Origin of the sequence: Rhizobium herbae (assembly GCF_019511375.1) — a bacterium.
In the GTDB taxonomy this organism is placed as follows: Bacteria; Pseudomonadota; Alphaproteobacteria; order Rhizobiales; family Rhizobiaceae; genus Pararhizobium; species Pararhizobium herbae_A.
On record NZ_JAEUAO010000001.1, the window covers coordinates 320,857 to 343,041 of the forward strand.

Below are 22,185 nucleotides of genomic sequence, written 5' to 3' on the forward strand. Positions count from 1 at the left end.
GTTTCGGTCGTTGTTCTTGTTATCGGTCCGGCACAAACGGCTTGCCGAGTGATGCCGGCGTGTTGATCAACGTCGTGCGTCGATTGTGCGAAATGAGGATTAGTACGACAATCGTCGCCAGATAGGGAAGAGCAGAAAGAAACTGCGAGGGCACCCCGATGCCAAACGCCTGGGCGTGCAACTGGCTGATCGACACGGCGCCGAAAAGATAGCCGCCGGCGACCACCCGCCACGGCCGCCAGGAGGCAAAGACGACCAGCGCCAGTGCGATCCAGCCGCGCCCGGCCGACATGTTTTCCACCCATTGTGGCGTGTAGACCAGCGACAGCTGGGCTCCCGCGAGCCCGGCGCAGGCGCCGCCGAACATCACGGCAAGGTAGCGCATGCGGATGACATTGATGCCGAGGGCATGGGCCGAGGCGTGGCTATCGCCGACGGAGCGCAGCTTCAGTCCCGCCCGGCTCCTGAACAGAAACCAATTCACGCCCACGACGACGGCAATCGAGAGATAGAAGATGAGGTCCTGCTTGAACACGAGAGGGCCGAGGAACGGGATGTCCGACAGGACCGGAAAGACGATCTGCGGCAGCTTGATGCCCGACTGGCCGACATAGGCCTCGCCGATCATGCCGGATACGCCGAGGCCGAGGATGGTCAGCGCGAGACCGGTGGCCACCTGATTGGCGACAAGCGTCAGGGTCAGAAAGCCGAACAGCAGTGAGAACAAGGCTCCGGATGCGATGCCGGCGAGGATGCCGAGATAGGGCGATCCCGTCACCTGCGTGGCGATGAAGGCGCAAGCCGCCCCCATGACCATCATGCCCTCGACGCCGAGATTGAGGACGCCGGCACGCTCCGTCACGAGTTCGCCGACGGCCGCCAGAACCAGCGGCGTCGCTGCGGTAATGACCGTCAGGAGGATGGCCTCGAAAATACCCATCAGTGGGCTCCTTCCGTGGCCGTTCCCGTCAGGTTCGACCAGACGAGCTTGATCTTGTAGCGGATGAGCGTGTCGCAGGAGAGCACGAAGAACAGCAGAAGCCCCTGGAAGACGCGTGTCACCTTGTCGGAGACACCGAGGGACAATTGCGCCGCCTCGCCGCCGAGGTACGTCAGCGCCAGCACGAGACCGGCCACGATGATGCCGAGCGGGTTCAGCCGTCCGAGGAAGGCGACGATGATGGCGGTGAAGCCGTAGCCGGGCGAAATGACCGGCCGCAATTGCTGGATCGCGCCACTGACCTCCGCGATGCCGGCAAGGCCGGCGAGCGCCCCCGACAGCAGCATCGAAAACCAGATCATCTTGCGCGTCGAGAACCCCGCAAATCGCCCTGCCCGCTCGGATTGGCCGAGCACGGTGATTTCGAACCCCTTCAGCGTGTAGCGCATCATGAACCAGATGGCGACGGCGGCGAGGATGGCGAAACCGAAGCCCCAATGGGTTCGTCCGGAGGCGATCATCTCGGGCAGGACGGCAACAGGATCGAAAGTCCGGGTCTCCGGAAAATTCAGGCCGCCCGGATTGCGCCAGTAACCGCGTACCAGCCAATCCAGGAACAGCTGCGCGACATAGACGAGCATCAGGCTGGTCAGGATTTCGTTGGTATTGAGATGCGCCTTGAGGAAGGCCGGAATACCCGCAAACAGCGCGCCGCCCAGCATGCCGAGGAGAAGCATCAGCGGCAGCACCAGCGGCGAATGCCATTCATGGAAGACCACCGGCAGGATGGAGCCGGCGATAGCGCCCGCAATGAACTGCCCTTCCGCACCGATGTTCCAATTGTTCGACCGGTAGCAGACCGACAACCCGACTCCGATCAGGATCAAGGGGGCCGCCTTGATGGCCAGTTCATGCAGCGACCACACCTCCATCAGCGGTTCGATGAAGAAACTGTAGAGGGCCGTGATCGGGTTCTTGCCAAGCAGCAGGAACATGATGCCGCCGAAGATCATCATCAGCGCCAGAGCGATGACGGGCGACAGGAGCGAGAAAAGCCTGGAGACTTCGGGGCGTCTTTCCAGTTCAATGCGCATGTGCCGTCTCCGCGGTCTCGGTCTTGCCATGCATGCCGCCCATCAGCAGGCCGATCTTTTCACGCGAGAGCTCGGCAGCCGGATAGATGTCCGAAAGCCTGCCTTCGCTGATCACGGCGATCTCCGTCGCAACTTCGAAGATTTCGTCCAGATCCTGGCTGATGACGAGTACGGCCGAGCCGGATTTGGCGAGATCGACCAGCGCCTGGCGGATCCGGCTGGCGGCGCCCGCATCGACACCCCAGGTCGGCTGGTTGACGACGAGCACCGTCGGCTGCCGGTCGAGTTCGCGGCCGACGATGAATTTCTGCAGATTGCCGCCGGACAGCGAGCCGGCGGGGGGATTGTCGCCGCTCTTGCGCACGTCCATGGCTTGCGCGATACGCCTGGTTGCGCTCTTGACCGCGTCCTGGCGAATGAGGCCAAGCACGCCACCGCCGAGGAAGGCACGGCGATCAGACTGGCTGCGCGCGAGGATGAGATTATCGGACAGCGAGAGGGCCGACACGGCCGCATGGCCATGGCGCTCTTCCGGCACGAAACCCGCGCCCATCAGCCGGCGCGCATTGATGCCGCGTGTTCCGACAGGTTTATCGGCGATGCGAACGACATCATCGATCGCGGCCGGATATTCACCCGACAGGGCGTCGAACAATTCCCCCTGCCCGTTCCCTGCAACGCCGGCGATGGCCAGCACTTCGCCGGCATGGACCTTGAGGCAGATGTTTTTCAGCGCAACCGCGAACGGTGTCCTCGCGGGAGCCGATAGATGCCGTGCCTCAAGCTTCACGGCGCCCCTGGTGCTCGTCCCCTCCGCGCTCACATGCGCGACATCGCTGCCCACCATCATGCGCGCCAGCGAAGACGGCGTTTCCCGGCGCGGATCGCAAGCGCCGGTGACCTTGCCGTGCCGCAACACCGTTGCACGGTCGCAGATGCGTTGAACCTCCTCCAGCCGATGGCTGATATAGAGGACTGATCGGCCTTCGGCCTTCAGCTTGTTCAGCGTCTCGAACAGCCGGTCGGCTTCCTGCGGCGTCAACACCGAGGTCGGCTCGTCGAGGATGATCAGCTTCGGGTTCTGCAGCAGCGCGCGGACGATCTCGATGCGCTGACGCTCGCCGACCGAAAGATCCGCCACATGCGCCTTCGGATCGAGCGGCAGGCCGTAGCTGCGCGACAGCGCCGACGCCTCCTCCGCGATGCGGTTCAGCGAGATGCCGGGCGCCATCGACAACGCGATGTTTTCGGCAACCGTCAGCGCCTCGAACAAGGAAAAATGCTGGAACACCATGCCGATGCCGAGCTTGCGTGCGGCACTCGGGCTGGCTATCCGGACGGTTTGCCCCTGCCAGACGATGTCGCCGCTGGTGGGCGCCAGAACACCGAACAGCATCTTGACGAGAGTCGATTTGCCGGCACCGTTCTCCCCGAGAAGAGCGTGAATTTCACCCGGTCTGATCTCGAGATCGATGCCGTTGCAGGCAGCGAATGTGCCGAACAGTTTCGTCAGTTGGCCAACGGTCAGCAATGGACCGGTGGCGGGTTGTCCCTCAGCCGACACGCCGCCCTCATATTTTCTTATCCTGCTGCCTTGTCTGCCTTTTCGGCCTTTTTCAAGGAATCAGCAATGTTGTTCCACTCGTTTTTCTTGCTTCGAGATCCGCGTGCGCCTTGCTTGCGTCGGCGAGCGCATAGGTCTGATTGATATTGATACGCACTTTGTTGCTTTGCACAACATCAAACAGCGAGTTTGCACACGCCTCCAGAGCGGGGCGCGTCGAAACGTAGCTGAACAGGGTCGGTCGCGTTGCGAACAGCGATCCCTTTTGTGCGAGAATGCCGATATTGACGCCCTCGACCGGCCCGGAGGAATTGCCGAAGCTGACCCACAGGCCACGCGGTCTGATGCAATCGAGCGAGGCCGGGAAGGTATCGCGACCAACGGAATCATAAACGACGTCGACGCCCTTGCCGTTGGTGATCTCCTTGACCCGCGTGACGAAATTATCTGTACGGTAGTTGATGACATGGTCATAGCCATGGGCAAGCGCCAGATCGATCTTGTCTTGCGAACCGGCCGTGCCGATGACGGTCGCACCGAGCGCCTTCGCCCATTGTCCGGCGATCAGGCCGACACCGCCGGCGGCGGCGTGGAACAGCAGGGTCGTTTCCGGACCGACCTTGAAGGTCTGGTTGAGCAGGTATTGCGCCGTCATGCCCTTCAGCATCATCGCCGCCGCCGTCTCCAGCGTGATGTCGTCGGGCACTTTCACCAGTTGCGAAACCTCGACGTTGCGCTCGCTGCTATAGGCGCCGTCGGAGGAGGCATAGGCGACGCGGTCGCCGACGGCAAAGGTGCTGACGTTATCGCCCACCGCCGTCACGATACCCGCGCCCTCCTTGCCCGGGATGAAGGGAAGGCCTTCGGCGGATTTGTAGAGACCGGTGCGGAAGTAGACGTCGATGAAGTTCACACCGATGGCGACCTGACGAATCTGGACTTCACCCGGGCCTGGCGGCGACAGCGTGATTCCCTCGATTTTCAGTACCTCCGGCCCGCCAAGCGCGCGCACGACGATGGCCTGTGCCATGTAACCTCCTCACCCCCGCCCGAGACGGGGAAATAGCTGCAAGACGAAACCGATGATGTAGAGATAGAGCCCGGTGCCGACAACGCCGGCGACGACCCAGCCGGGCGTATTGAAATGCAACAGCAGCGCATAAATGCCAAGCGCGGACCAGATGGCAAAAACGGCGAGATTGAGCGATCGCAACCGCTTGACCCGTACCGGATGAAGGAAGTTGATCGGCATGAAGGTCAGGAAGACGGACACGAACACGACGACCGAAGCGGCAATCTCGCTGGCGTCGATGACGAACAGCGTGAACACCACCATGTTCCAGACGACAGGAAAGCCGGAGAAGAAATATTCGTCCGTCTTCATGCCCATGTCGGCATAGTAGATCGCGCTCGACATCACGATTGCGCCGGCAGCAACGAACGACCAGGGTTCGCCGATCATGCCGCTCTGATAGAGCGCAAAGGCCGGCAGGAGAACGTAGGTTACATAGTCGATGACGTTGTCGAGCGTATCGCCCGACCAGTTCGGCAGGACTTCCTTGACGCGCACCTTGCGGGCGATCGGCCCGTCTATGCCGTCGACGGCCAGCGCAAGGCCCAGCCACCAGAACATGTCGACGAAGCGGTGTTCAGCTGCCGCAACCACGCCGAGAAAGGCGAGGAACGAACCGGAGGCCGTAAGGATATGAACGGAAAAGGCACGGATTTCGGCGTAGGGCACGCGCTTGTAATTGAAAAACTTCATCAGCAGCCGCACCCGTCCTTACTCTGCACTTGCCCGAAGCGCTCCGGACCGGCCGCGCCGAGAGCTCACGCTTCCTTGCCCGCATTGTCGTGCGGTGTTGGCGGTAATATGCACCGTTTCAGTTTGGCTGCCAGCAAAAATCACCGACCCTTGAAAAACCATCGGATTCAGCTGTGGACGCATCTGCGGCAGCCTGCGCCACTTCACCCCATTTCAATCGGGAGCGGTGGCGGCTAAGATCGGGACAATATCGGCAAGCACAGGCAGGAAGCGCACGCCATGGATCATTTCGAAATCGCGATCGTCGGAGCCGGGCTTGCCGGGTCGCTCGCCGCCCTCGCGCTAGCCGATTCGGGCCGAAGCGTCGCGCTGATCGCGCCGGCGCCCGGACGCCCCGATGGGCGCACGACGGCGCTGATGGATCACTCGCTCGATCTCGTGCGGCGACTGGGGCTCTGGGAGAGGATCGAACCCCTGGCGGCTCCGCTTGCCACCATGCGCATCATCGACGGGACCGACCGGCTGCTGCGGGCACCGACCGTGACCTTTCATGCGGCCGAAGTAGGGCTCGACGCCTTTGGCTACAATATTCCCAACGCGCCCTTCCTCGCGCTCCTGGAGAAGGAGGCTGGAACGCGCCCGTCGCTCGTGCGGATCATCGCGAGCCTGTCGCGGATTGAAACCGGCTCCAGGCCGACCCTGACGCTGGATGACGGCCGTATCGTCACCGCCGACCTGGTCGTGGGTGCCGACGGGCGTAGATCCGCAGTGCGCGCGGCCGCCGGCATAGATGTGCACAGCTGGTCCTATCCCCAAACCGCGGTGGTGCTCAATTTCGCCCACCAGCTGCCGCATCAGAACATCTCGACCGAGTTCCACACGCCGGACGGTCCGTTCACCCAGGTCCCGCTCCCCGGCTCGCGCTCCAGCCTCGTCTGGGTGCAAAAGCCGGACGCCGCCGCGGCGACGCTGGCACTTTCGGCCGAGGAACTGTCGCTTGCAGTGGAGCGGCGGATGCAGTCGCTTCTTGGAAAAGTGACTGTCGAAGGCACGGCCCAGTCCTTTGCGCTCTCCGGCATGGCCGCCAGGGCTGTCGGCAAGGAGCGAACGATCCTGATCGGGGAGGCAGCGCACGCCTTCCCGCCGATCGGCGCGCAGGGGCTCAACCTCAGTCTTCGCGACATCATGGCGGCGAGCGCACTGCTTTCCGATCTTCCGGTCATCCCCGCCGACTTTGGTGCACGCTACGACCGCAGGCGGCGGACCGATGTCCTGACCCGTACCTTCAGTGTCGATCTGCTCAACCGTTCGCTGCTGTCCGGGCTGCTGCCGGTGCAGTTGCTGCGCGCCGCAGGACTGCAGGCTCTCGCCAGCGTCCCGCTGCTGCGCAATCTCATGATGCACGAGGGGCTGAACCCCGGCAGCGCGCTGCAAAAGCTGCGTAGCTCTTTGCAGGAAAAGATCGGCTGGCAGCGCGCCTGAACCGATCTGGCCAAAGCAGGTTTCGGAAAAGTGTTCCACGGTTTGCCGATCAAAACCTGCGACAAAACAAGGAAAGCTAAACAGACTTTCGTTGGCTTGCCGACGAAGTCTGCTTAGCCGATTTGCATCAGTACCGGAAAGGTCTCCTGGAACCAGATCGCCATGGAGCTGATGAAGCCGAAGACGAAAGCAAGGCCCGCAAGGATCAGGAAAACGCCCATCAGCTTTTCCACCAGGCCGAGATGGCGGCGGAAACGCGACAGGAACCGCATGAAGGCGCCGGAAAAGCCCGCGGCGATCCAGAAGGGGACGGCCAGCCCGAGCGAATAGACCGCCAACAGGATCGCGCCATCGCCGACGGTGTCGCGTGCGGCGGCGACCCCGAGGATCGTGCCGAGCACGGGACCGATGCAGGGTGTCCAGCCGAAGGCGAAGGCAAGCCCCATGATATAGGCGCCTGACAGCGTTGCCGGCTTGCCGCCACCCTGGAAGCGGGCTTCCCGGCCAAGCAGCCCGATGCGCAGGACGCCGAGGAAATGCAGTCCCATGACGATGATGACGAGACCGCCGACGCGCGACAGGATATCGATGTGCTGGCGCAGGACGAGGCCGATGGTGGAGGCTCCTGCCCCGAGCGCCACGAAGACGGTGGCAAAGCCCAGCGTGAAGAAGAACGCCGCACCGAACACCGCGCGCCGCGTGCCGGCCACGGCGGCCTCACTTTTACCACCGCGAAACTGATCGACCGAAATGCCCGCCATGTAACAGAGATAGGGCGGCACCAACGGCAATACACAAGGCGAAAGAAACGACAGCGCGCCCGCCACGATGGCGGTCCAGATGGAAATATCAGCGATCGACACCCGTTAAGAACTCCAGCCTGCAACACGCTCGCGCCGTCTTAGCGCCGATGGCCCCTCCAAACCAATCACCTTTTGGCGATCTCCATGCAAATCATCGAATTTGCAGTTTCGTCCGTTTTTTTGGGTTGACCAAAACAAGCCCGCTGTGCATATGTCCGCCCACTTCCGCCGGGCACGCAACGCCCCGGTTTTGAGGGAGCGCGTAGCTCAGCCGGTAGAGCAACTGACTTTTAATCAGTAGGTCCAGGGTTCGAATCCCTGCGCGCTCACCAACGAAATCAAATACATATCGGCATTCCAGAAAATATTCCATCCTGCCCTGGCAACCAAATGGCAACTTGATGACCGGGAACTGCCGGTCACTATCAGCACACATTCCACGGTTTCACCGCTGTTCTTGATGAGGTTGAGTGTCCCAGTGGGTACCGTTGCGTCCCATTGACATCCGTCGGTGATGACGTTGAGCAGTACCCGCTTGTAGGCTGTATCAAGGTTGTCACAATTGGTCGCCCTTAGGTCTCACGCCGATCATTCTGGATAGGTTTTCTTTCGGTGAATCCGCAAAGATGAAATCAGGGTACACCTTGCCGCGCCTTCCGCCCTGCAACCATCTGGTTGCGGCTTGGGCTGAAGCGTCAGTTCAAGCAGCCCCATCATCTCACGAGAATCAGGTCGTTGATGCCCTGGCGATGGGGTCTGTTGCCTATCAGTGCAAAATCCAACTCAGCCCGGAAACGTGTGGCTGTCAGGCGTCAAACTATCGGTGAAATCATCATTTTGTGGCTAAACCGGGCATTGAACACAGCAAAGGAATCTTGCTAGGAATCAGGCAAGAAATGAGAGCCCGTCCCAAAGGAAAGACTTTTGCGTAAATTCGAAGTGCCTGAAGATCTTCTCTTGCCCGAAAACGAGGGAGAGTTACTTTTTGCCCAACGAGTAGCGGAGCTCTCGTATCTTTACACGAAAGAGAGCTACAGGGTATCAACTACGACGGTGCCTTTCCTAGCGTATGAGTGCTTGTCGGTAATCGATGATCACCGACAATTTGGCCTCCATATCTCCGGAGTGGAACGCGTCTTAGATGAACTCAAAAGAAAAAGCCACCAAAACATCATAGTTCAGAAAATAATAGATGTACCTCTTAATTTCTATTTTGATCATGATTTGAGCAATATTTCTAAAATCGAAGATTCGATTCGCGTGTTCTCTAAGCAACTCACTCCAATTAGGTACTTAAAGGAAGCCTCTAGCATTACTTTATCTGCTGGAAACGCAGAAAAGACAAAGATTGATTTTCTTGCGTCAGAAATAACCTGCGCGTTGATTAATCTTGGAGTCAGTCAAGATTACATATATCAGGAATCATGTAGAATATTCTTCAACGAAGCGAAACCGGAAGCGGGACGCCGTATCGAGAAATTTTTAGAATCTGTCCGGGCTTTTGAAAGCGGTATTCCTACATTTTCTGCGTTGATCCCCATCCAGGCAGGGATCGTGGAACTCAACACAGATGTATTGAAGCTTTTCCGCAGTGAAATTGTTGAGCAGATACCGGACGATTTTGTAGCCCCGCCAGAGTTTGTTACTGAAAGCGAAGGGAAGCATCTTCTTTTTCTCACCCAGGTAGGGTCGCCTGATTACCAGTCGGCTGCAAAGCTTTTGAAGCGTAATGTAGTCCGTATACATGATCTACTAGGGCTCTTTTATCATAAGGGGTCAAACGAAATTGGCCCATGCATATTGATTGCAAAGACCGGTGAACCTGGCACATCAGTACTGGTGCGCTCTGATCAAAACCTGATGCAATTGATCTCAGACAACCCCCGTACTCTAGCTGCCCGAAAGCTAGAGACCATGATTAAAACCCTAAGGCTTCCACGTGGAGAAGACAGTGAAAAGTTTTTTCGCGTCGTTGACTTCCATGGAATGAGCCTGAGCTCTCCTATCCCTGAAAACCAACTGATCAATCTTTGGACGTCCCTCGAAACGATCGCGCCAAGTCTTAAAGGGAAAAGCATAGTTGGAAGCGTCTGCGAAGGATTGCTTCCCATCATCGGTCTTCAGTACATCTCGCGGACATTCCTAAATGCAGCGAGGGACATCAAGCGATGGGATAAAAAGAAATTTAGAGAGGCCATGAAAGGGATTGAGCGCGGCGAAGGAATAATCGAAAAAACGTTTTTGCTAATCTGCGATCCTGCTTATGATGCGCTCTGCACCTCCCTTTTGGCCGAGATGCATGATTTCCCTCTGTTAAAATTCAGAATTTTCGATCTGAACCGGAAGTACAAAAGCGGAAAATCTGCTGAAATACAAATAAAGTGTCACCTTGAGAAGGCTGAGCAGCAACTACATCGAATTTATAGAGCGCGTAATTCGATAGTCCATAGCGCGCAAAAGGATCAATTGACCGAGAATCTAATTATAAGCGCGCACGAATACTTTGATCAGGTTTTCTCTTTAACTGTGGAGCTGTGTAGCAAGCCCTTTACGTTCGACAACTATCGAGATGCGTTCAGCTTTAGTAAGATGGCTTTCAATTCGTACATCAAATCGCTTGGGGAAATTGGCGCCGATCCGCCCTCCGACGCGAGTAAGTTTGTGTGGAGGGCGTCGTGATAACCGTCACAGAAATGCTTAAAGGTTGACGCCCAGCATCCACCCCAACTCTGTGAGCCGCATTTTTATCATTCATGCGGTTCCTTGCAGCGGCTTCCGCCAACCCGTGTCAACTATCTGAATCCTGTGCTTTCGTAAGAAAGCCAAGCTGCCTCGCCCGTTCAACGGCCGCGCCGTTTTCACTGGATAGCCACCAGGACCTTTGTTGAGGTGCCCACCGAGCACCTAGCAGCTTCGCCTCATCCTTTCGGGCAAACGGTACGGTCAAATACAGCCGGTCCTGATCGGTAGCCTTGGGAGCATGCTGCATTCCTGGAAGTTTTTGGCGCTTTTTGTCGAGCCTATAAAGCGCTTCGGCAATCCGTGGATCGTCCAACGATCGCAGCGCTATTTTTCCAGCCCATGCCGGCTCCGGCCACCGACGCCACGTCTTAAACGTCCCGGGCGCTGGCACTGGCGCGAGTTCATCCATGAGTTCCCCATCGAGCGTGAAAACATCCATTAGAACCGACGGATTCCCAAAGTAGGGGGCGGCGCCCGTGAACTCACCCGCTGCAACTATCCGCGCGCAGGTTTTGCCCCAAGTGAGGCGTCGAATCCAAAGGCCGGGGCCGCCATTGGACTTGATCATCTCAAAAACATTACCGTCTTCGCCAGTCTGCCAATTTGTCAACGTTACCTCCTGGTCTTCGGCTGGTGGCTGCTGTTGGATCCCTCCACGATCTTTGCTACCTTTTGGGACAGTTCTTCAAGCGTTGCGGTACTCCGCTTGCTCTTGGAGCAGCACGCGGTTGAATTGTTCGGACAGCCAAGAAGCTACATCCTGAGCCATTTTCTTCGCACTTTCATAGTTCTTCATGATCTCTGGATCGTTCTTTTCGAGTACATCCAAATAGACGAAACTGACGAATACCCCGAACCAATTCCAGAGATTTAGGGTCTTCAGAGCGTAATCAGCGAGGAGCGCTAGACTTGGACGCCCCACAGCGCCTAGTACGAATTCATTACCTTCTCCGAGAAAGCGATGAGCCACATGAGAGCGGTTTGGATGTGCGGCCATGCTGAAAAATTTGTATAGATCCCGCATTTTCTCCTCGGATTCGCCCATCGGATGCTTACCCAGCACGCGGCGAACTTCGGCATTGCCGATTTGCTTTCCTGCGCTCCACATATCGGCAATTTGAGGGTCCAAGAAGCAGGCCACCATGAGCGACAACGACTCGTAGGCGCGTCGCGCGAGCGGATACGCTATTTCCAGCTTGCCTTTTACGATCAATGGTCGTGCTTCGTAGAGAAAATCGAACACATCAGCCATCAGGTCCCGCAAGGCGGCATCCCGTTTCGAGCGAGGGGGAGTCTTTCCTAACATCAGCGTAATGCGGCAGATCAACGCGCCATACTGGTCGGTGACGTTTATGTATGGTCGCAGCATTTCGGAAAGCTCCTGTGTCCGAAGGGCCGCGTACTCATCCAAGGTAGCATACATGGGTTTTGCTTCTTCGTTGCGATCCCGCATTTCGGATTCCTAGTTGCGTGTGAGCCACAGCAGTAAGGGGACTGTCAGCTGTCAAGGAGTTTTCGGCGCAATTAAAGGACCGCTTTGTTGCCGGAGAGAAGCCGCAAAGGCTGACTACGACGGAGCGTGTGTTAGAACTATACGCATCCATAAAGTCGAGCGACAACGACGGAGAAACAATGCCACATCCGAAGCCATTTTACAGGACTTTCCGTGGAATGAAGCCGAGCCCCAATTCCGGCTACAGCCAGCGGGCCTACGTGCGCGACAAGGAATACGCTAGTTCCCCCCTCCATTACATAAGGGCATTCAACATCATTCAATCCGACTTGCAGCGTATATTTGAGTATGTGGAGCCAAGCGATGAAAGCAAAGGCTCTTATTCATATCGAATTCATGAATTATTGATGCGTACCTGCATTGAGGTTGAGGCAAACCTTAAAGCAATCCTAAACGCCAATACATATACACCAGAGATTAAATATGGAAAACCATTCTTTAATATAAAGGTCTATCAGAAGGTTGACGTTACACATCACCTTTCTTCTTATCAAGTGCTGTTACCAATTTGGCATGGCCCCAAGAAATTTTGGAAGCCCTTTGAAGGATGGAAGCAGGAGGCTAAGGGTCTGCCATGGTATCAGGCATACAATTCCAGCAAACACGACAGGCAGGAAGCATTCAAATCAGCGAACTTGGAAATGCTAATCTCAGCCGTTGCTGGCTTGTTAGTGGTATTGTCGTCCCAGTTCATCACAGAGGACTTTTCATCGGGAGCGGACCTCATAAGCGCTGGCGGTGATGATTACCATGATTTGGAGCCAGCGCTTGGCGGCCTCTTCCGTATCAAGTTTCCCGACGATTGGGCGGAAGACGAGTTGTACGAATTCAATTGGTCCGTTCTAAAGAACGAACAGGATCGCTTTCAAAAGTTTGATTACGACGCAAACTAATTTCCAACCAGACCGTGTGTCTATCGATCTTGCACGGGATTAGCCCACGGATGCCATGAGCCAATTAAGCCCGTTTGATTACAACAAGGCTGTTGCGGAACTCCCGGTTCTTCGCGACTTTATCGATTTCATCAACAGACAAATCGGCGTCTACACCGACAGCGTAAGTAGCTACGACGGCAACAAGATCAGGATTGAGCGTCAGGTTGCAAGGGTGCTTCACCGAACCGGTAAGCAGATAGAAGATGGCCAAGAAGTAATGATGCACACGAGCTTTGAGGATCATAATTCCCCGAAAGTCATCCACATAAGCGTCACGTCAACCGATCAATACATGTCGGCGAACTCCGAAAAGGGCTTCAATCATCAGCAGACATGCTGGGCCATCATCGTTTTCATGTTCGCGTTTTGGAATGAGGAAGTTCGGCCGAAAATCGCCAGGATCAGGGAAGTTGAAGTTCAGAAAGTAGTAGTGGATGCGTTTGGTGATCTTCGCATCGTCCGAAATGCCATTATTCACAACAAGGGGATAATGTCTGCAAAGGAGTACGGGAAGCTTAAGGTGATGAGCCAATTGTTTCAGGCAGACAAAACCATCCGGCTCTCGCACGATCAGATGCACTCGCTGTTCGTTTACATAAAACAGGCAATAGCTTCCATTATCATGGAATACGTCGGGCATCTTCCCGGTGCTCCCGAGATATCTGAGATCGCAGGCGTCGCGATCCAAGCTCCCCGCTAGACTGACGAGTTGGCCTTCTGGCTTGAGGGCGTGCCCACACCGCGGCAGTGGTTATCGCTGCGGCGCGGCGGGGTCGCCAGTTTGTCGCTACGGCCCACCGCGTGGAAGCGGGATGGCGGTTGGGCGTTGCGACATCAAGAAGTGCCTAAAAAATCTGGCGCGATTTCCAAGCGGCCCAACCGAGTCGCGCCTCCCCCTCCCAGGCCCGAATCGGGACCGCCCCTCCGTTCACTGCGGGGCACGGTCGCCAGACGGGCACAATGGACGGCCATATATGGCCGCTGGCACGTTTCATGGCTCTGCAAGGCCTCATGATACCGGGCAGGCGGTCAGATGCTTGTCGGTCAATTTGTCGCTGTGGCCTGCCTCGCCTGCTTGCATCGCGGTAGCGGTTTTCTAATATTGACAGTCCGGGGAATTATGATCCCAATGTTTGAGCCCGGTTATATGGAGGTGCCAATGCAATCTCTCGGTCAAACCATCAGTTTCATAATCGAACGCCGCCCCGGATTGTCTGATTGTGAGCTGGCGTTCGCGATCTACGGAAAGCGAACTCAGCAGCTGGTTAATGGCGAATGCAGGCAGCTAGAATCCTGCGGCGCGGTCACTCGGCGCAAGCGACTTGACGGCCTCGTAGGGAACTATCCAGCTAACGAAGTTTCACACCGCTGGCATTAGCCGAAGGGGTGTCCCGAATTCGCGCCCAGAGCCCCCGACTGACGGCACGTCATGCCGTGAATGAGTATAAGAGAAGGCGGAAACGTGAGCTTACTTGAACAGTTTGATGCCGCGATGTTTGACATTTATCGTCGGGCGAAACAGGAGGCGGATTATAACGCCTCGCTATTTTTGCAGATGTTGACGGTGAAAAAGGGGCTAGCAACGGCCAAACAGCTAATAAACGCGCAGAAGCCATCAGACGGCTACACGCACTTATATGAAAGAGGGCACCTCGAACTGACAGTCGAAGCACTGGTGACCGAAAATCCAAAATGGCATGGGTTGTTTACGTCGGATGAGTTGGCTCGGGCGCGTAAGAGGTTGATTGAATACGGGTATCAACCGAAAATGCCTGGCAAGAAATCTTGATAAGTGCACTTGAGTACAGCGACGAAATTTCGTTGAAATTGATTTCTTCTACGATTCCGACTTTTTAAGCATTCATTTATAGCTTGGAGAACGCATTATGAGACGCTTCTTCGTATCCGCCGTGGTTGCATCTATGTTCTTTTGCCAATTTGGTCTACAAAATACTGCAAAAGCCGATGGTGTTAGGGATCAGTGCGACGCGGCAGCCTTCTTTGCTCACGCTGTTATGATGGGAAGGCAGTCAGGCATGTCGATCAAGGAAGCTCAAACACTTGCTAATAATATGCTAACCAAGTACAAAGCGCCGCCCGCAGCCAGAACATACTATAGAAGTATTGTAAGCGAAGTGTTCAGACATCCTCGCTATCAGGAAAAAGATATGCAGTCACGGGCAATGAATGAATTTCAGGATTTCGTCTTCACAGATTGCATGAAATTGCTATCCCGTTAGGCTTGATTTACATGCTTCGTGTCTTTCTCGTCCTTGCTCAGATGCTGATCGCCTCATTAGCCAACGCTAAGGAAGGGCTCTGGATTGAAATGGCGGCAGTCCTGGCTACCTATCGAGACGTTTGCGATCGGCCTGTGTCCGATGACGCGATTTTGATGGCGGTAGGAGGTACCATGATCGAGTACGCTCTTCCCCGTGCGGAGGTCATGAACCGCGCAACGAAGCGCGGCCGCCATATTCGTGACCACGTCCTCCAGAACGGAATTCAACACACTTTCTGTACCGCGTTCGAATTTTATCTGAAGAACGGCTATCCACAGTAAGGCCGCTGTGGTGGCACGGCACGGCCATATAAGGCCACCAGCGCGTTTTTTGGCTCGCTAGGCGCTAGTGCCGCCCGAGACATCGATCACGCTTGTCGGTCAAATGTCGCGCTGAGCACAGATAGCCAGACCCAGCCACACAAGCCCCTTTCAACGGCGTAGAAAAGAGTACGACGGTGCTGATGATCAAGGCCGATTGCCCCAATCTGCATGTTTTGACGAAGAACCCGGCTCCACTACGAAAGCCGGGTCCAATGGTCGGGTTATACCTGTCAGAAGAACAATCGCTTCCTCATCAATGGCTAGTCAGTGGGTTGTCTGCTCAGGTTGTAGTGTGCATTTTTCGCTGTTATGTCGTTGAATGGGCTGTGTTAAATTGGGGTTTATGCAAATAGGGGCTCTCTATTATAGGGCAGGCTAGCTTCCCGGCTTCTTGCGAACGACCTGCTTCAGATGATGGCGGCTGAAACGGCGGCGCGCTCTTCCAACCTTGCGCCCTGATTGCTGCAGTCGCTTTTCCTCACGGTGTTGCAGTTCTTTCAGATAGCCGCGAACCTGGGCAGGGCTGTTCTGGGTGACCTCGGTCGCCCATTCCTCGCCGCCAAGCCGATCGACATCACGGGCCGCGCGAACGTGCAGGAACAGCATTCCGGCTCGCATGGCCCAGTAATCCTGAGCCGTCATTCCAGCCGGCACGAACCGGCCGGCGGCTTTTTGGCAGCCAAGCCTCTGCAATTGCGCTTTCCCTAAGAACAAGCGACCCAGCTTGGAATGATCGATCTCGGCTTGGATAAGGTTGCGCCGGACGAAATCGGCCAAGTCGGCACCGTGTAAATCGTGAACCTGCTTCCCTCTAAGCCGCAGTTGGTCCTTGATCGCGTCTCCTTTTAGGGTCCACTCGGCTCGAACAGCGTAGCCATTAAAGGCGCCACCGGCACACTTCCGCTCACGACCATACACTTTGAGGCGGGTTCTCGCCGACCTGTCTTCAAAGTAGAACGTCGGCAATGGCAGGCAGCCACGGGGGCCAGTAATCTGCGCCGGGTCAACGACCACCCGCAGGTGACCTCGCCTGTGATAGCGCTTGTCAAGCTGCCCGACGACACGGGGCAGCATCTCGGCTGTTGTTTTGGCTGAGCTGCAAGGGAAATCAACTGCCACTTCGACCTCTGTGGCAGCGTGGCGTCCCAGTAATGCGGCATACGGCAGAAGGGCGGCGAGACCGCCGCCCCCTGTCGTACACGTGGCCCTAATCTCTGACCAGTAGCTGCCATTGGGCGGGCTGGCCCGCACGCCAAATTTGAAGAACGCAGCGTTCAACTCTGACATTGGCAGGGCTGCCCGAAGTTGAACCGGCGGTACCGTCGATCCAAGCCTCACCTGATCAAACTCGATGCATGCCGTGCCTAGGCCGGGGAAGGTAAGATAAACCGGCATGGCCTTACTTCGTCTCCGACGTGCTGGTGCGGCTCTGTCTTGCTGCCCATTTTTGGATAGTTCTCAGGTCGTATCGCACCGAACCGTTTTCGTACTTACGAAAGGCGGGGCCGCGTTTCTGAACCCTCCAATTCTGCAACGTCTTCACCGACAAGTTCAGATAGTCGGCGGCCTGTTGGGTATTAAGATGGATTCCGCTCGGGGCGAATTTCCCTGGTCCCGTGAAGAGCAAATATTTCGGCCACCGCTTCCCCTTTGGTTTCCGCTCGGTCTCGGCCCCCGTGAGCCGAACGCGTGTCTTCTTCGGGCGCTTTTCCGTTTGATCGTGGTGTCGGGTTAGGGCCATGGCAAACTCCTTTTCGTGCTGGCGTCTGCATAGCTATACGTTTCCCGATTCCGTCCTTTCTTCCCGGCCCACCTAAATTCTCTTCCCGGCCTACATCAATTTGAATAAGCGAGCTTCATCAAAGAGTTAGTTCTCATTCAACCGCACGCGACGCTTCTTTCGCCGGCTAACGGATTCAGGCGCGGGATTCATCGCCGCACTCACGGCGACGCCAATGGCATTAGATGCGGCGCGAAGGGGGTCTATCTGCAAATGAGCGTACCGGGCCGTTGTCTGCGCCTGCGTATGCCCCAGCAGTTTGCCGATGATCGGCAGGCTTTCCCCCATACTGGCAGCAACCGATGCAAAGCTGTGCCGAAGGTCATGGATGCGCAGATCATCCAGGCCAGCCTTCTTCCGAAGTCGCCCCCAGGGACCTTTCACATTGACAAGGTGCTGACCGCTTCGCCCCCCGACAATGGCGTACGGGTTATCCAATGCCCGAGGCAGTCTACGGAGGACGTCGAGGGCGGCATCATTGAGCACGATGTCCTTCTTACCTGTCTTGGAGTCCGGCAGGCGAAGCAGCCGGTGCTCCAGGTCAACATACTCCCATCGAAGCGTGGTTATTTCAGACAGGCGAGCACCTGTGAGGATCAGAAGCCGGATCGCCGCGATCATATGGGGGCTTTCAGCATTTGACGCCTCCGCCTCAGTAAGCACTTCACCCAGGCGCTTCAGCTCGCCATCCGTGAGGTACCGTTCCCGCTTGTTTTCCCGGAACTTAGCCACGTGGCGGCACGGGTTGGTGTTGTCATCCCGCAGGCCCCACTGCTCGGCAAGGTTAAACATCTTTGACAGCACGGCCAACGCGCGGTTAGCAAGATATGGCCTGTCTCGGAGGTCGTGGTGAAACCGACTTACATCAGGGCGCTTTACGTCGGCAATCCGATGGCGGCCCAGTGTGGGAATAATCAGCTTCCGAACTAGGTGTTCGTAGTCCTTCGCCGTTTTTTCCTTGACGCGACTCCCGACGTAATCCTCCAAGAACCGCTCGCAGAGCTCCGTGACGTTGACGGCGTGCTTCCTATGGTCACGTTCGCTGGCCGGGTCTTTACCTGCGGCTTTCTGGCCGAGAAGACGCAGTGCCTCTGCGCGGGCACTGTCGGCCGTACACGGTGATCCATGACGGCCAATGGTAATCCATCGCTGGCGGCCGCCGATCCGTGTCTTGAGCCCATAGTATTTCGCGCCGGACGCGCGGCAACGAACACCGAAGCCTTTTACCTCCGAGTCCCACACCGTTTCCCCAGGCATTAGCTGATCCACGACCCGCTTTGTGATTTTCTGAAGCACGTTCCATCTCCAAGATGGTTGCCAATTAGGGTTGGCAACCAAGTGGCTACCAATCTACAGGGAATATGGGGTGACGCAAAGGAACATAAAGTGCTAGAAATGCGATATATCTAGGCGCTTGCGGGATCAGAAAGGAATAAGCGGGATACACGGGAATCTGACTTTTAATCAGTAGGTCCAGGGTTCGAATCCCTGCGCGCTCACCAGAATCTAAAACAAACCTTTACGTCATGGGCAAACCCCAAATCGGGCCGAGGTAACGCAGGGGTAATGCGGTCACTGCCTAGGTGACTTTTAGTCGCTCCTCGCTATTTCCGATTCGCGATAATCTGGGGCACTGCGGGAGCACCTCAGGAAACGGTCACCGCAGGTGCGCGCGCTATGCGGATTTCGAGTTCTTCCAGCCGTCGGGCAAAGCCGAGATTGCTCGGCTGGAGGGCCACGGCCTCGACGAGCATGTTGCGCGCGGTCGCGAGCGTGCCGTCGCGGATGTGACGGTTGGCCCGATGGTAGAAATAGCTGACCCGTTCGATAGGCGAAAAGCCGTGGCCGAACTGCGCGAAGAGCCTGTCTGCCCAGGTGGGATGGCGGGCAATCGCCGTAATTGCAATCTGGTAAAGCCGCATGGGTGCATCTACCCGGACCTCGCGGGCGAGCCCGCGCAGGCTCATGAGGTTGTCCGCACGGCAAGCGGCAAGGAGCGACAGGCAGCGCTCCGTTCCCGCGAAGGCCCGGACAGTGCCGTGCCCGGTCATCGGAACCGGCACGAGGCGTGTCTCAGCCTGTTGCGCCGCTATTTCCTCCGCATGCCGGCGATCGACGGCATGGAACGGATCGTAGAAGAGATAGGCGCGGCCGGCCGCATGATCGTGAGCGATCCCCATATTGGCATGGAGGCTCGGCGCGAAGTGGCGCTTGAAACGGCCGTCGAAGGGCACTGCATTTGGGTCGATGGAAATCTGCGGGCAGAACGCTATGGCGACGCTTGCGTCGAAGCGCCGGCGATAGCGAAGCGCCGCATAGCCTCCCTGCGAATGTCCATAGAGAATGCGCTCCGGTGCCGCTCGGAGGATCGGCGCGACCGCAGCGACCGCTTCGACGATACTCGCTGCCGGAAACCAGTTGGGACGCCGGCTCATGAAACCGAGCGCGGCGATGTCCGCCTTTTCGCAGAACCGCTGACCCCAGAAACGACTGCCGTTCGCCAGCATTTCCATCTCGTTAAAGGTCACTAGAAGATAAGGTGATGATCCGGGGCGGTGGATCACTTCGACGTTCTCGTCAGAATAGACGATCACTTAGCAACTCCGACAACAGGACGACGGATGATAAAATGGTTCATATTTTGAAGTAGATTGCGACGAACTGTATTTCCGATAATAATACTATAAGTCATGCACGGAAATCCAGTCGAGAGCTACTTTTTATCTCTCGACAGACGCAGGATCAAGCACCTAGCTTTTAGATCAGTCCGCCGCCAGCGGTCTTCTCAAGGTCTCGCCGTCTTCAATACCTTCTACCGCGCCGGCTCGCCATGCTTGGCGTCCTCACTTTCATACTCTGTTCGGCCTTAGCGTGCGATTTCGAGCAGTTCTTGTTATGACCCAACATGTTAGAAAACGACTAAATATTTGATTTCGTTGATTAAGGTGACCTTCGCGGTAAGCGCCAAATCCCCGAATATCCCCGCCCCCGAAACCGCCTTTACACTACCTCCCGTCCCGCCTTCGGATACGCTGCCAGCCGTGGCAGTCAGGCGGGGCCGGCGCCGGGGTCGGGGAAAGGACGGAAGTCCTTGGGAGCGGGGTTCGCAAGAAGGTTCCCCTCCGCAGGCCGATGCTGCTGCTGCGGGCGTGCAATCGCACAGAGGGCCGACAAGGCCGTAGCGGAACGAGTTTGCGGGCACAAACCGCCGAACGGGGCGCTGAGAGGTGTCACCTATTTTATTTTCACGAGGCAGCTTTCAGCGCCCCGTCCGAACTGCTCCTTGACAACCACGGCGGTTTTCCCGCGCGTGGACGAAGGTGCATGTCCGCATGCGGCTGGCTGTCAAACCGCGCCGGGCGGCCGGTGGTCGTTGATCTCGATCCAGTATCCGTCGGGATCCTGAACGTAGATTTGGGCGAAGCCGTTGCGGTGCCGGCCGATGCGACCGGGATTGCCCGGCCAGTCGGTAAAGGGAATGCCGAGCGCGCCAATATGGGCGACGAAGGCGTCGAAATCGGCCGTGGAGATCGCGACATGGGTCTCCTTCGTCACGTGCGTGGCGCCGAAATCGCCGGCGATGAGATGGATCGCATCACCACCGCCGATTTCCAGCCAGGCCACATTGGCGCTGCCTTCGCGCGGGATCGGCTCGAAGCCCATGACATCCCGGTAGAACGCGACGCTGCGCTCGAGATCGCTGACCAGCAGTGCAACATGGTCGAGGCTGTAACGATGGCGCATGACAAAACCTCCGGTAACACCGCATAGCATGCCGGGCCTTGGCGCGGAAGGCCACCCCCTCGCCGCGCGGACGCATGCCGCGTGGGCCGGACTGAGGCCGTCAGCGCCGGCGCAGGGCAAAACCGCCGAGCGCGGCATGGGCGATGTCACCTTCTATGCGACGCCCCACCCTCACCGTCCGGCGAACGGGTCGGCCAATGCCGCTTCCGGGCGGCTGATCGGGTATTTGGTGGCGGAAATGCTCGCCGCCAGCTTCTGCGGCCCTTCGCGCTTCAGCAGCGTGCGGAATCGCGGATGCATGCCGCCATCGACATAGGCGCTCATCGACGTCGTCGCGGGAAGGGCCTCGGTCATCGCCGCGTCGACCTTGCGCTCCTCCGCCTCGATCTTCGCCATCGCCTGCGGCTCGAGCTGGTTGACGACCGCCGGGCAGGCGGCGAGCGGATCGGCGGGTTCGCCGCCCTCGAATTCCTTGTTGAAGACGTAGCGGCTTTCGCAGACGGACACCTTCGGCTGCCGGTGCGTCACCTCGAAGGCGTCGTAGCCCTCTTTCAGCGTCCGCCAGAAGGGCATGTTCTGATCGTCGCGGTGTTCGATCATGTTCTTCGCAGTCATGCGGAAGGGAAAGGCCTGGACCTGGAAATTCTCCTGTCCGCTCGAAAGCGCCTTCTGCACGATCGCATAGATCTCACCGACGCCCTGGTCGGTCATGGCGTAGCAGCCGGCCGAAGAGCAGGCTCCATGCACCATCAGCGCCTCGCCGGTGTGGCCGAGCGCCGCTTCGAGCCGGTTCGGATAGCCGAGGTTGAAGGAGACGTAATATTGCGAGTTCGGATTAAGCTGGCCCGCCGAGACATGATAGAAGCCTTCCGGTGCCTGCCGGTCGCCGATCCTTGTCTTGGGGCCGAGCTTTCCCGACCAGCGGCACATCGGATAGGTCTTGAACAGCGCATATGTGCCGGACTTGTCGACCTTCCAGACCTCGAGCTCGCTTTCCTGCTTGAAGATGCGGATCAGCACCGGGCTTTCCGGCTTCATGCCCTTCTTCGACATCTCGGCGATCATCTTGCCGGAGAGCTTCGGCGGCGCCTCGGAGAGGTCGTCCAGCCCCATGCAGCCGGACAGCGCCACGCCGAGGAGAAGGGCGGCGGCCGTCCGGGTGAGAACGCGGCGGGCGGTGCGCATCACGGCGCCGGAAAGGGAAATCGAAGGAAGCAT

At 57.4% G+C, this 22,185-nt stretch carries 21 protein-coding genes and 1 tRNA gene; 8 read left to right on the forward strand and 14 right to left on the reverse strand.

Features of this window, described 5'->3' with window-relative positions:
• Positions 1-19: 19 nt before the first annotated feature.
• The 5 genes from JNB71_RS01620 to pcsA are packed head-to-tail and all read right to left on the reverse strand — an operon-like array spanning position 20 to position 5,363.
• Positions 20-940 carry an ABC transporter permease gene (locus tag JNB71_RS01620; protein ID WP_220370099.1) on the reverse strand — a complete coding sequence of 307 codons (921 nt, stop codon included), beginning with the start codon at positions 938-940 and terminating at the stop codon, positions 20-22.
• Positions 940-2,034 (reverse strand): ABC transporter permease, encoded by a 1,095-nt coding sequence (locus JNB71_RS01625; RefSeq protein WP_220370100.1) that lies wholly within the window; start codon positions 2,032-2,034, stop codon positions 940-942. Before JNB71_RS01625 ends, JNB71_RS01620 begins: the two co-directional genes overlap by 1 nt.
• A complete protein-coding gene (locus JNB71_RS01630; protein ID WP_220370101.1) occupies positions 2,024-3,598 on the reverse strand; it encodes an ABC transporter ATP-binding protein in 1,575 nt (524 codons plus the stop codon). Before JNB71_RS01630 ends, JNB71_RS01625 begins: the two co-directional genes overlap by 11 nt.
• Positions 3,599-3,650: 52 nt before the next feature.
• A complete protein-coding gene (locus JNB71_RS01635) occupies positions 3,651-4,628 on the reverse strand; it encodes a quinone oxidoreductase family protein (protein WP_220370102.1) in 978 nt (325 codons plus the stop codon).
• A 9-nt stretch (positions 4,629-4,637) separates the two neighbouring features.
• Positions 4,638-5,363: a phosphatidylcholine synthase gene (gene pcsA / locus JNB71_RS01640; protein ID WP_220370103.1), complete on the reverse strand. Its 726-nt coding sequence runs from the start codon at positions 5,361-5,363 to the stop codon at positions 4,638-4,640.
• A gap of 279 nt (positions 5,364-5,642) precedes the next feature.
• Between pcsA and JNB71_RS01645 the strand changes: the two genes are divergently transcribed.
• Positions 5,643-6,845 (forward strand): UbiH/UbiF family hydroxylase, encoded by a 1,203-nt coding sequence (locus JNB71_RS01645; protein WP_220370104.1) that lies wholly within the window; start codon positions 5,643-5,645, stop codon positions 6,843-6,845.
• Between the two features lie 113 nt (positions 6,846-6,958).
• Here JNB71_RS01645 and JNB71_RS01650 read toward each other — a convergent pair whose 3' ends face one another.
• A complete protein-coding gene (locus JNB71_RS01650; protein ID WP_220370105.1) occupies positions 6,959-7,708 on the reverse strand; it encodes a cytochrome c biogenesis CcdA family protein in 750 nt (249 codons plus the stop codon).
• A 196-nt stretch (positions 7,709-7,904) separates the two neighbouring features.
• Here JNB71_RS01650 and JNB71_RS01655 point away from each other — a divergent pair.
• Both JNB71_RS01655 and JNB71_RS01660 read left to right on the forward strand, forming a co-directional pair.
• Positions 7,905-7,980, forward strand: a tRNA-Lys gene (locus JNB71_RS01655).
• Positions 7,981-8,572: 592 nt separating this feature from the next.
• Positions 8,573-10,327: a hypothetical protein gene (locus JNB71_RS01660; protein ID WP_220370106.1), complete on the forward strand. Its 1,755-nt coding sequence runs from the start codon at positions 8,573-8,575 to the stop codon at positions 10,325-10,327.
• Between the two features lie 109 nt (positions 10,328-10,436).
• On the opposite strand, the gene JNB71_RS01665 is transcribed toward JNB71_RS01660, so the two are convergent.
• Together JNB71_RS01665 and JNB71_RS01670 are read right to left on the reverse strand one after the other, a co-directional pair.
• Entirely contained in the window at positions 10,437-11,000 is a 564-nt protein-coding gene (locus JNB71_RS01665) for a DUF5710 domain-containing protein (protein ID WP_220370107.1), read from the reverse strand.
• A gap of 75 nt (positions 11,001-11,075) precedes the next feature.
• Entirely contained in the window at positions 11,076-11,843 is a 768-nt protein-coding gene (locus JNB71_RS01670) for a hypothetical protein (protein ID WP_220370108.1), read from the reverse strand.
• A 179-nt stretch (positions 11,844-12,022) separates the two neighbouring features.
• Here JNB71_RS01670 and JNB71_RS01675 point away from each other — a divergent pair, with 179 nt between their 5' ends.
• The 5 genes from JNB71_RS01675 (at position 12,023) to JNB71_RS01695 (ending at position 15,401) form a co-directional block, all read left to right on the forward strand.
• The gene (locus JNB71_RS01675) at positions 12,023-12,796 is read left to right on the forward strand and encodes a hypothetical protein (RefSeq protein WP_220370109.1); all 774 of its coding nucleotides are present in this window, start codon (positions 12,023-12,025) and stop codon (positions 12,794-12,796) included.
• 55 nt (positions 12,797-12,851) lie between these two features.
• Positions 12,852-13,538 carry a hypothetical protein gene (locus JNB71_RS01680; RefSeq protein ID WP_220370110.1) on the forward strand — a complete coding sequence of 229 codons (687 nt, stop codon included), beginning with the start codon at positions 12,852-12,854 and terminating at the stop codon, positions 13,536-13,538.
• 762 nt (positions 13,539-14,300) lie between these two features.
• Positions 14,301-14,627, forward strand: a complete 327-nt coding sequence (locus JNB71_RS01685; protein ID WP_346657231.1) for a hypothetical protein — start codon at positions 14,301-14,303, stop codon at positions 14,625-14,627.
• 97 nt (positions 14,628-14,724) lie between these two features.
• Positions 14,725-15,078, forward strand: a complete 354-nt coding sequence (locus JNB71_RS01690; RefSeq protein ID WP_220370112.1) for a hypothetical protein — start codon at positions 14,725-14,727, stop codon at positions 15,076-15,078.
• Between the two features lie 11 nt (positions 15,079-15,089).
• Positions 15,090-15,401 carry a hypothetical protein gene (locus JNB71_RS01695; protein WP_220370113.1) on the forward strand — a complete coding sequence of 104 codons (312 nt, stop codon included), beginning with the start codon at positions 15,090-15,092 and terminating at the stop codon, positions 15,399-15,401.
• 417 nt (positions 15,402-15,818) lie between these two features.
• Here JNB71_RS01695 and JNB71_RS01700 read toward each other — a convergent pair whose 3' ends face one another.
• From JNB71_RS01700 to JNB71_RS01725, 6 genes are all read right to left on the reverse strand, one after another.
• On the reverse strand, positions 15,819-16,838 hold the full coding sequence (locus JNB71_RS01700) for a hypothetical protein (RefSeq protein WP_220370114.1): 1,020 nt from the start codon (positions 16,836-16,838) through the stop codon (positions 15,819-15,821).
• 4 nt (positions 16,839-16,842) lie between these two features.
• The gene (locus tag JNB71_RS24775) at positions 16,843-17,184 is read right to left on the reverse strand and encodes a helix-turn-helix domain-containing protein (RefSeq protein ID WP_220370115.1); all 342 of its coding nucleotides are present in this window, start codon (positions 17,182-17,184) and stop codon (positions 16,843-16,845) included.
• A gap of 126 nt (positions 17,185-17,310) precedes the next feature.
• Positions 17,311-18,519, reverse strand: coding sequence for a tyrosine-type recombinase/integrase (locus tag JNB71_RS01710; protein ID WP_220370116.1), 1,209 nt, complete (start codon positions 18,517-18,519; stop codon positions 17,311-17,313).
• Between the two features lie 350 nt (positions 18,520-18,869).
• The gene (locus JNB71_RS01715; RefSeq protein ID WP_220370117.1) at positions 18,870-19,817 is read right to left on the reverse strand and encodes a lysophospholipase; all 948 of its coding nucleotides are present in this window, start codon (positions 19,815-19,817) and stop codon (positions 18,870-18,872) included.
• A 751-nt stretch (positions 19,818-20,568) separates the two neighbouring features.
• Complete coding sequence (locus tag JNB71_RS01720; protein ID WP_220370118.1) at positions 20,569-20,967, reverse strand: VOC family protein; 399 nt, start codon at positions 20,965-20,967, stop codon at positions 20,569-20,571.
• Between the two features lie 171 nt (positions 20,968-21,138).
• Positions 21,139-22,185, reverse strand: coding sequence for a L,D-transpeptidase family protein (locus JNB71_RS01725; protein WP_223215720.1), 1,047 nt, complete (start codon positions 22,183-22,185; stop codon positions 21,139-21,141).

Coding starts and splice junctions, on each gene's coding strand:
- JNB71_RS01695 (WP_220370113.1), top strand. CDS start 15,090: ATGCTTCGTGTCTTTCTCGTCCTTGCTCAGATGCTGATCGCCTCATTA.
- JNB71_RS01620 (WP_220370099.1), bottom strand. CDS start 940: ATGGGTATTTTCGAGGCCATCCTCCTGACGGTCATTACCGCAGCGACG.
- JNB71_RS01725 (WP_223215720.1), bottom strand. CDS start 22,185: ATGCTTCCTTCGATTTCCCTTTCCGGCGCCGTGATGCGCACCGCCCGC.
- JNB71_RS01690 (WP_220370112.1), top strand. CDS start 14,725: ATGAGACGCTTCTTCGTATCCGCCGTGGTTGCATCTATGTTCTTTTGC.
- JNB71_RS01625 (WP_220370100.1), bottom strand. CDS start 2,034: ATGCGCATTGAACTGGAAAGACGCCCCGAAGTCTCCAGGCTTTTCTCG.
- JNB71_RS24775 (WP_220370115.1), bottom strand. CDS start 17,184: ATGGCCCTAACCCGACACCACGATCAAACGGAAAAGCGCCCGAAGAAG.
- pcsA (WP_220370103.1), bottom strand. CDS start 5,363: ATGAAGTTTTTCAATTACAAGCGCGTGCCCTACGCCGAAATCCGTGCC.
- JNB71_RS01720 (WP_220370118.1), bottom strand. CDS start 20,967: ATGCGCCATCGTTACAGCCTCGACCATGTTGCACTGCTGGTCAGCGAT.
- JNB71_RS01675 (WP_220370109.1), top strand. CDS start 12,023: ATGCCACATCCGAAGCCATTTTACAGGACTTTCCGTGGAATGAAGCCG.
- JNB71_RS01700 (WP_220370114.1), bottom strand. CDS start 16,838: ATGCCGGTTTATCTTACCTTCCCCGGCCTAGGCACGGCATGCATCGAG.
- JNB71_RS01645 (WP_220370104.1), top strand. CDS start 5,643: ATGGATCATTTCGAAATCGCGATCGTCGGAGCCGGGCTTGCCGGGTCG.
- JNB71_RS01670 (WP_220370108.1), bottom strand. CDS start 11,843: ATGCGGGATCGCAACGAAGAAGCAAAACCCATGTATGCTACCTTGGAT.
- JNB71_RS01680 (WP_220370110.1), top strand. CDS start 12,852: ATGAGCCAATTAAGCCCGTTTGATTACAACAAGGCTGTTGCGGAACTC.
- JNB71_RS01635 (WP_220370102.1), bottom strand. CDS start 4,628: ATGGCACAGGCCATCGTCGTGCGCGCGCTTGGCGGGCCGGAGGTACTG.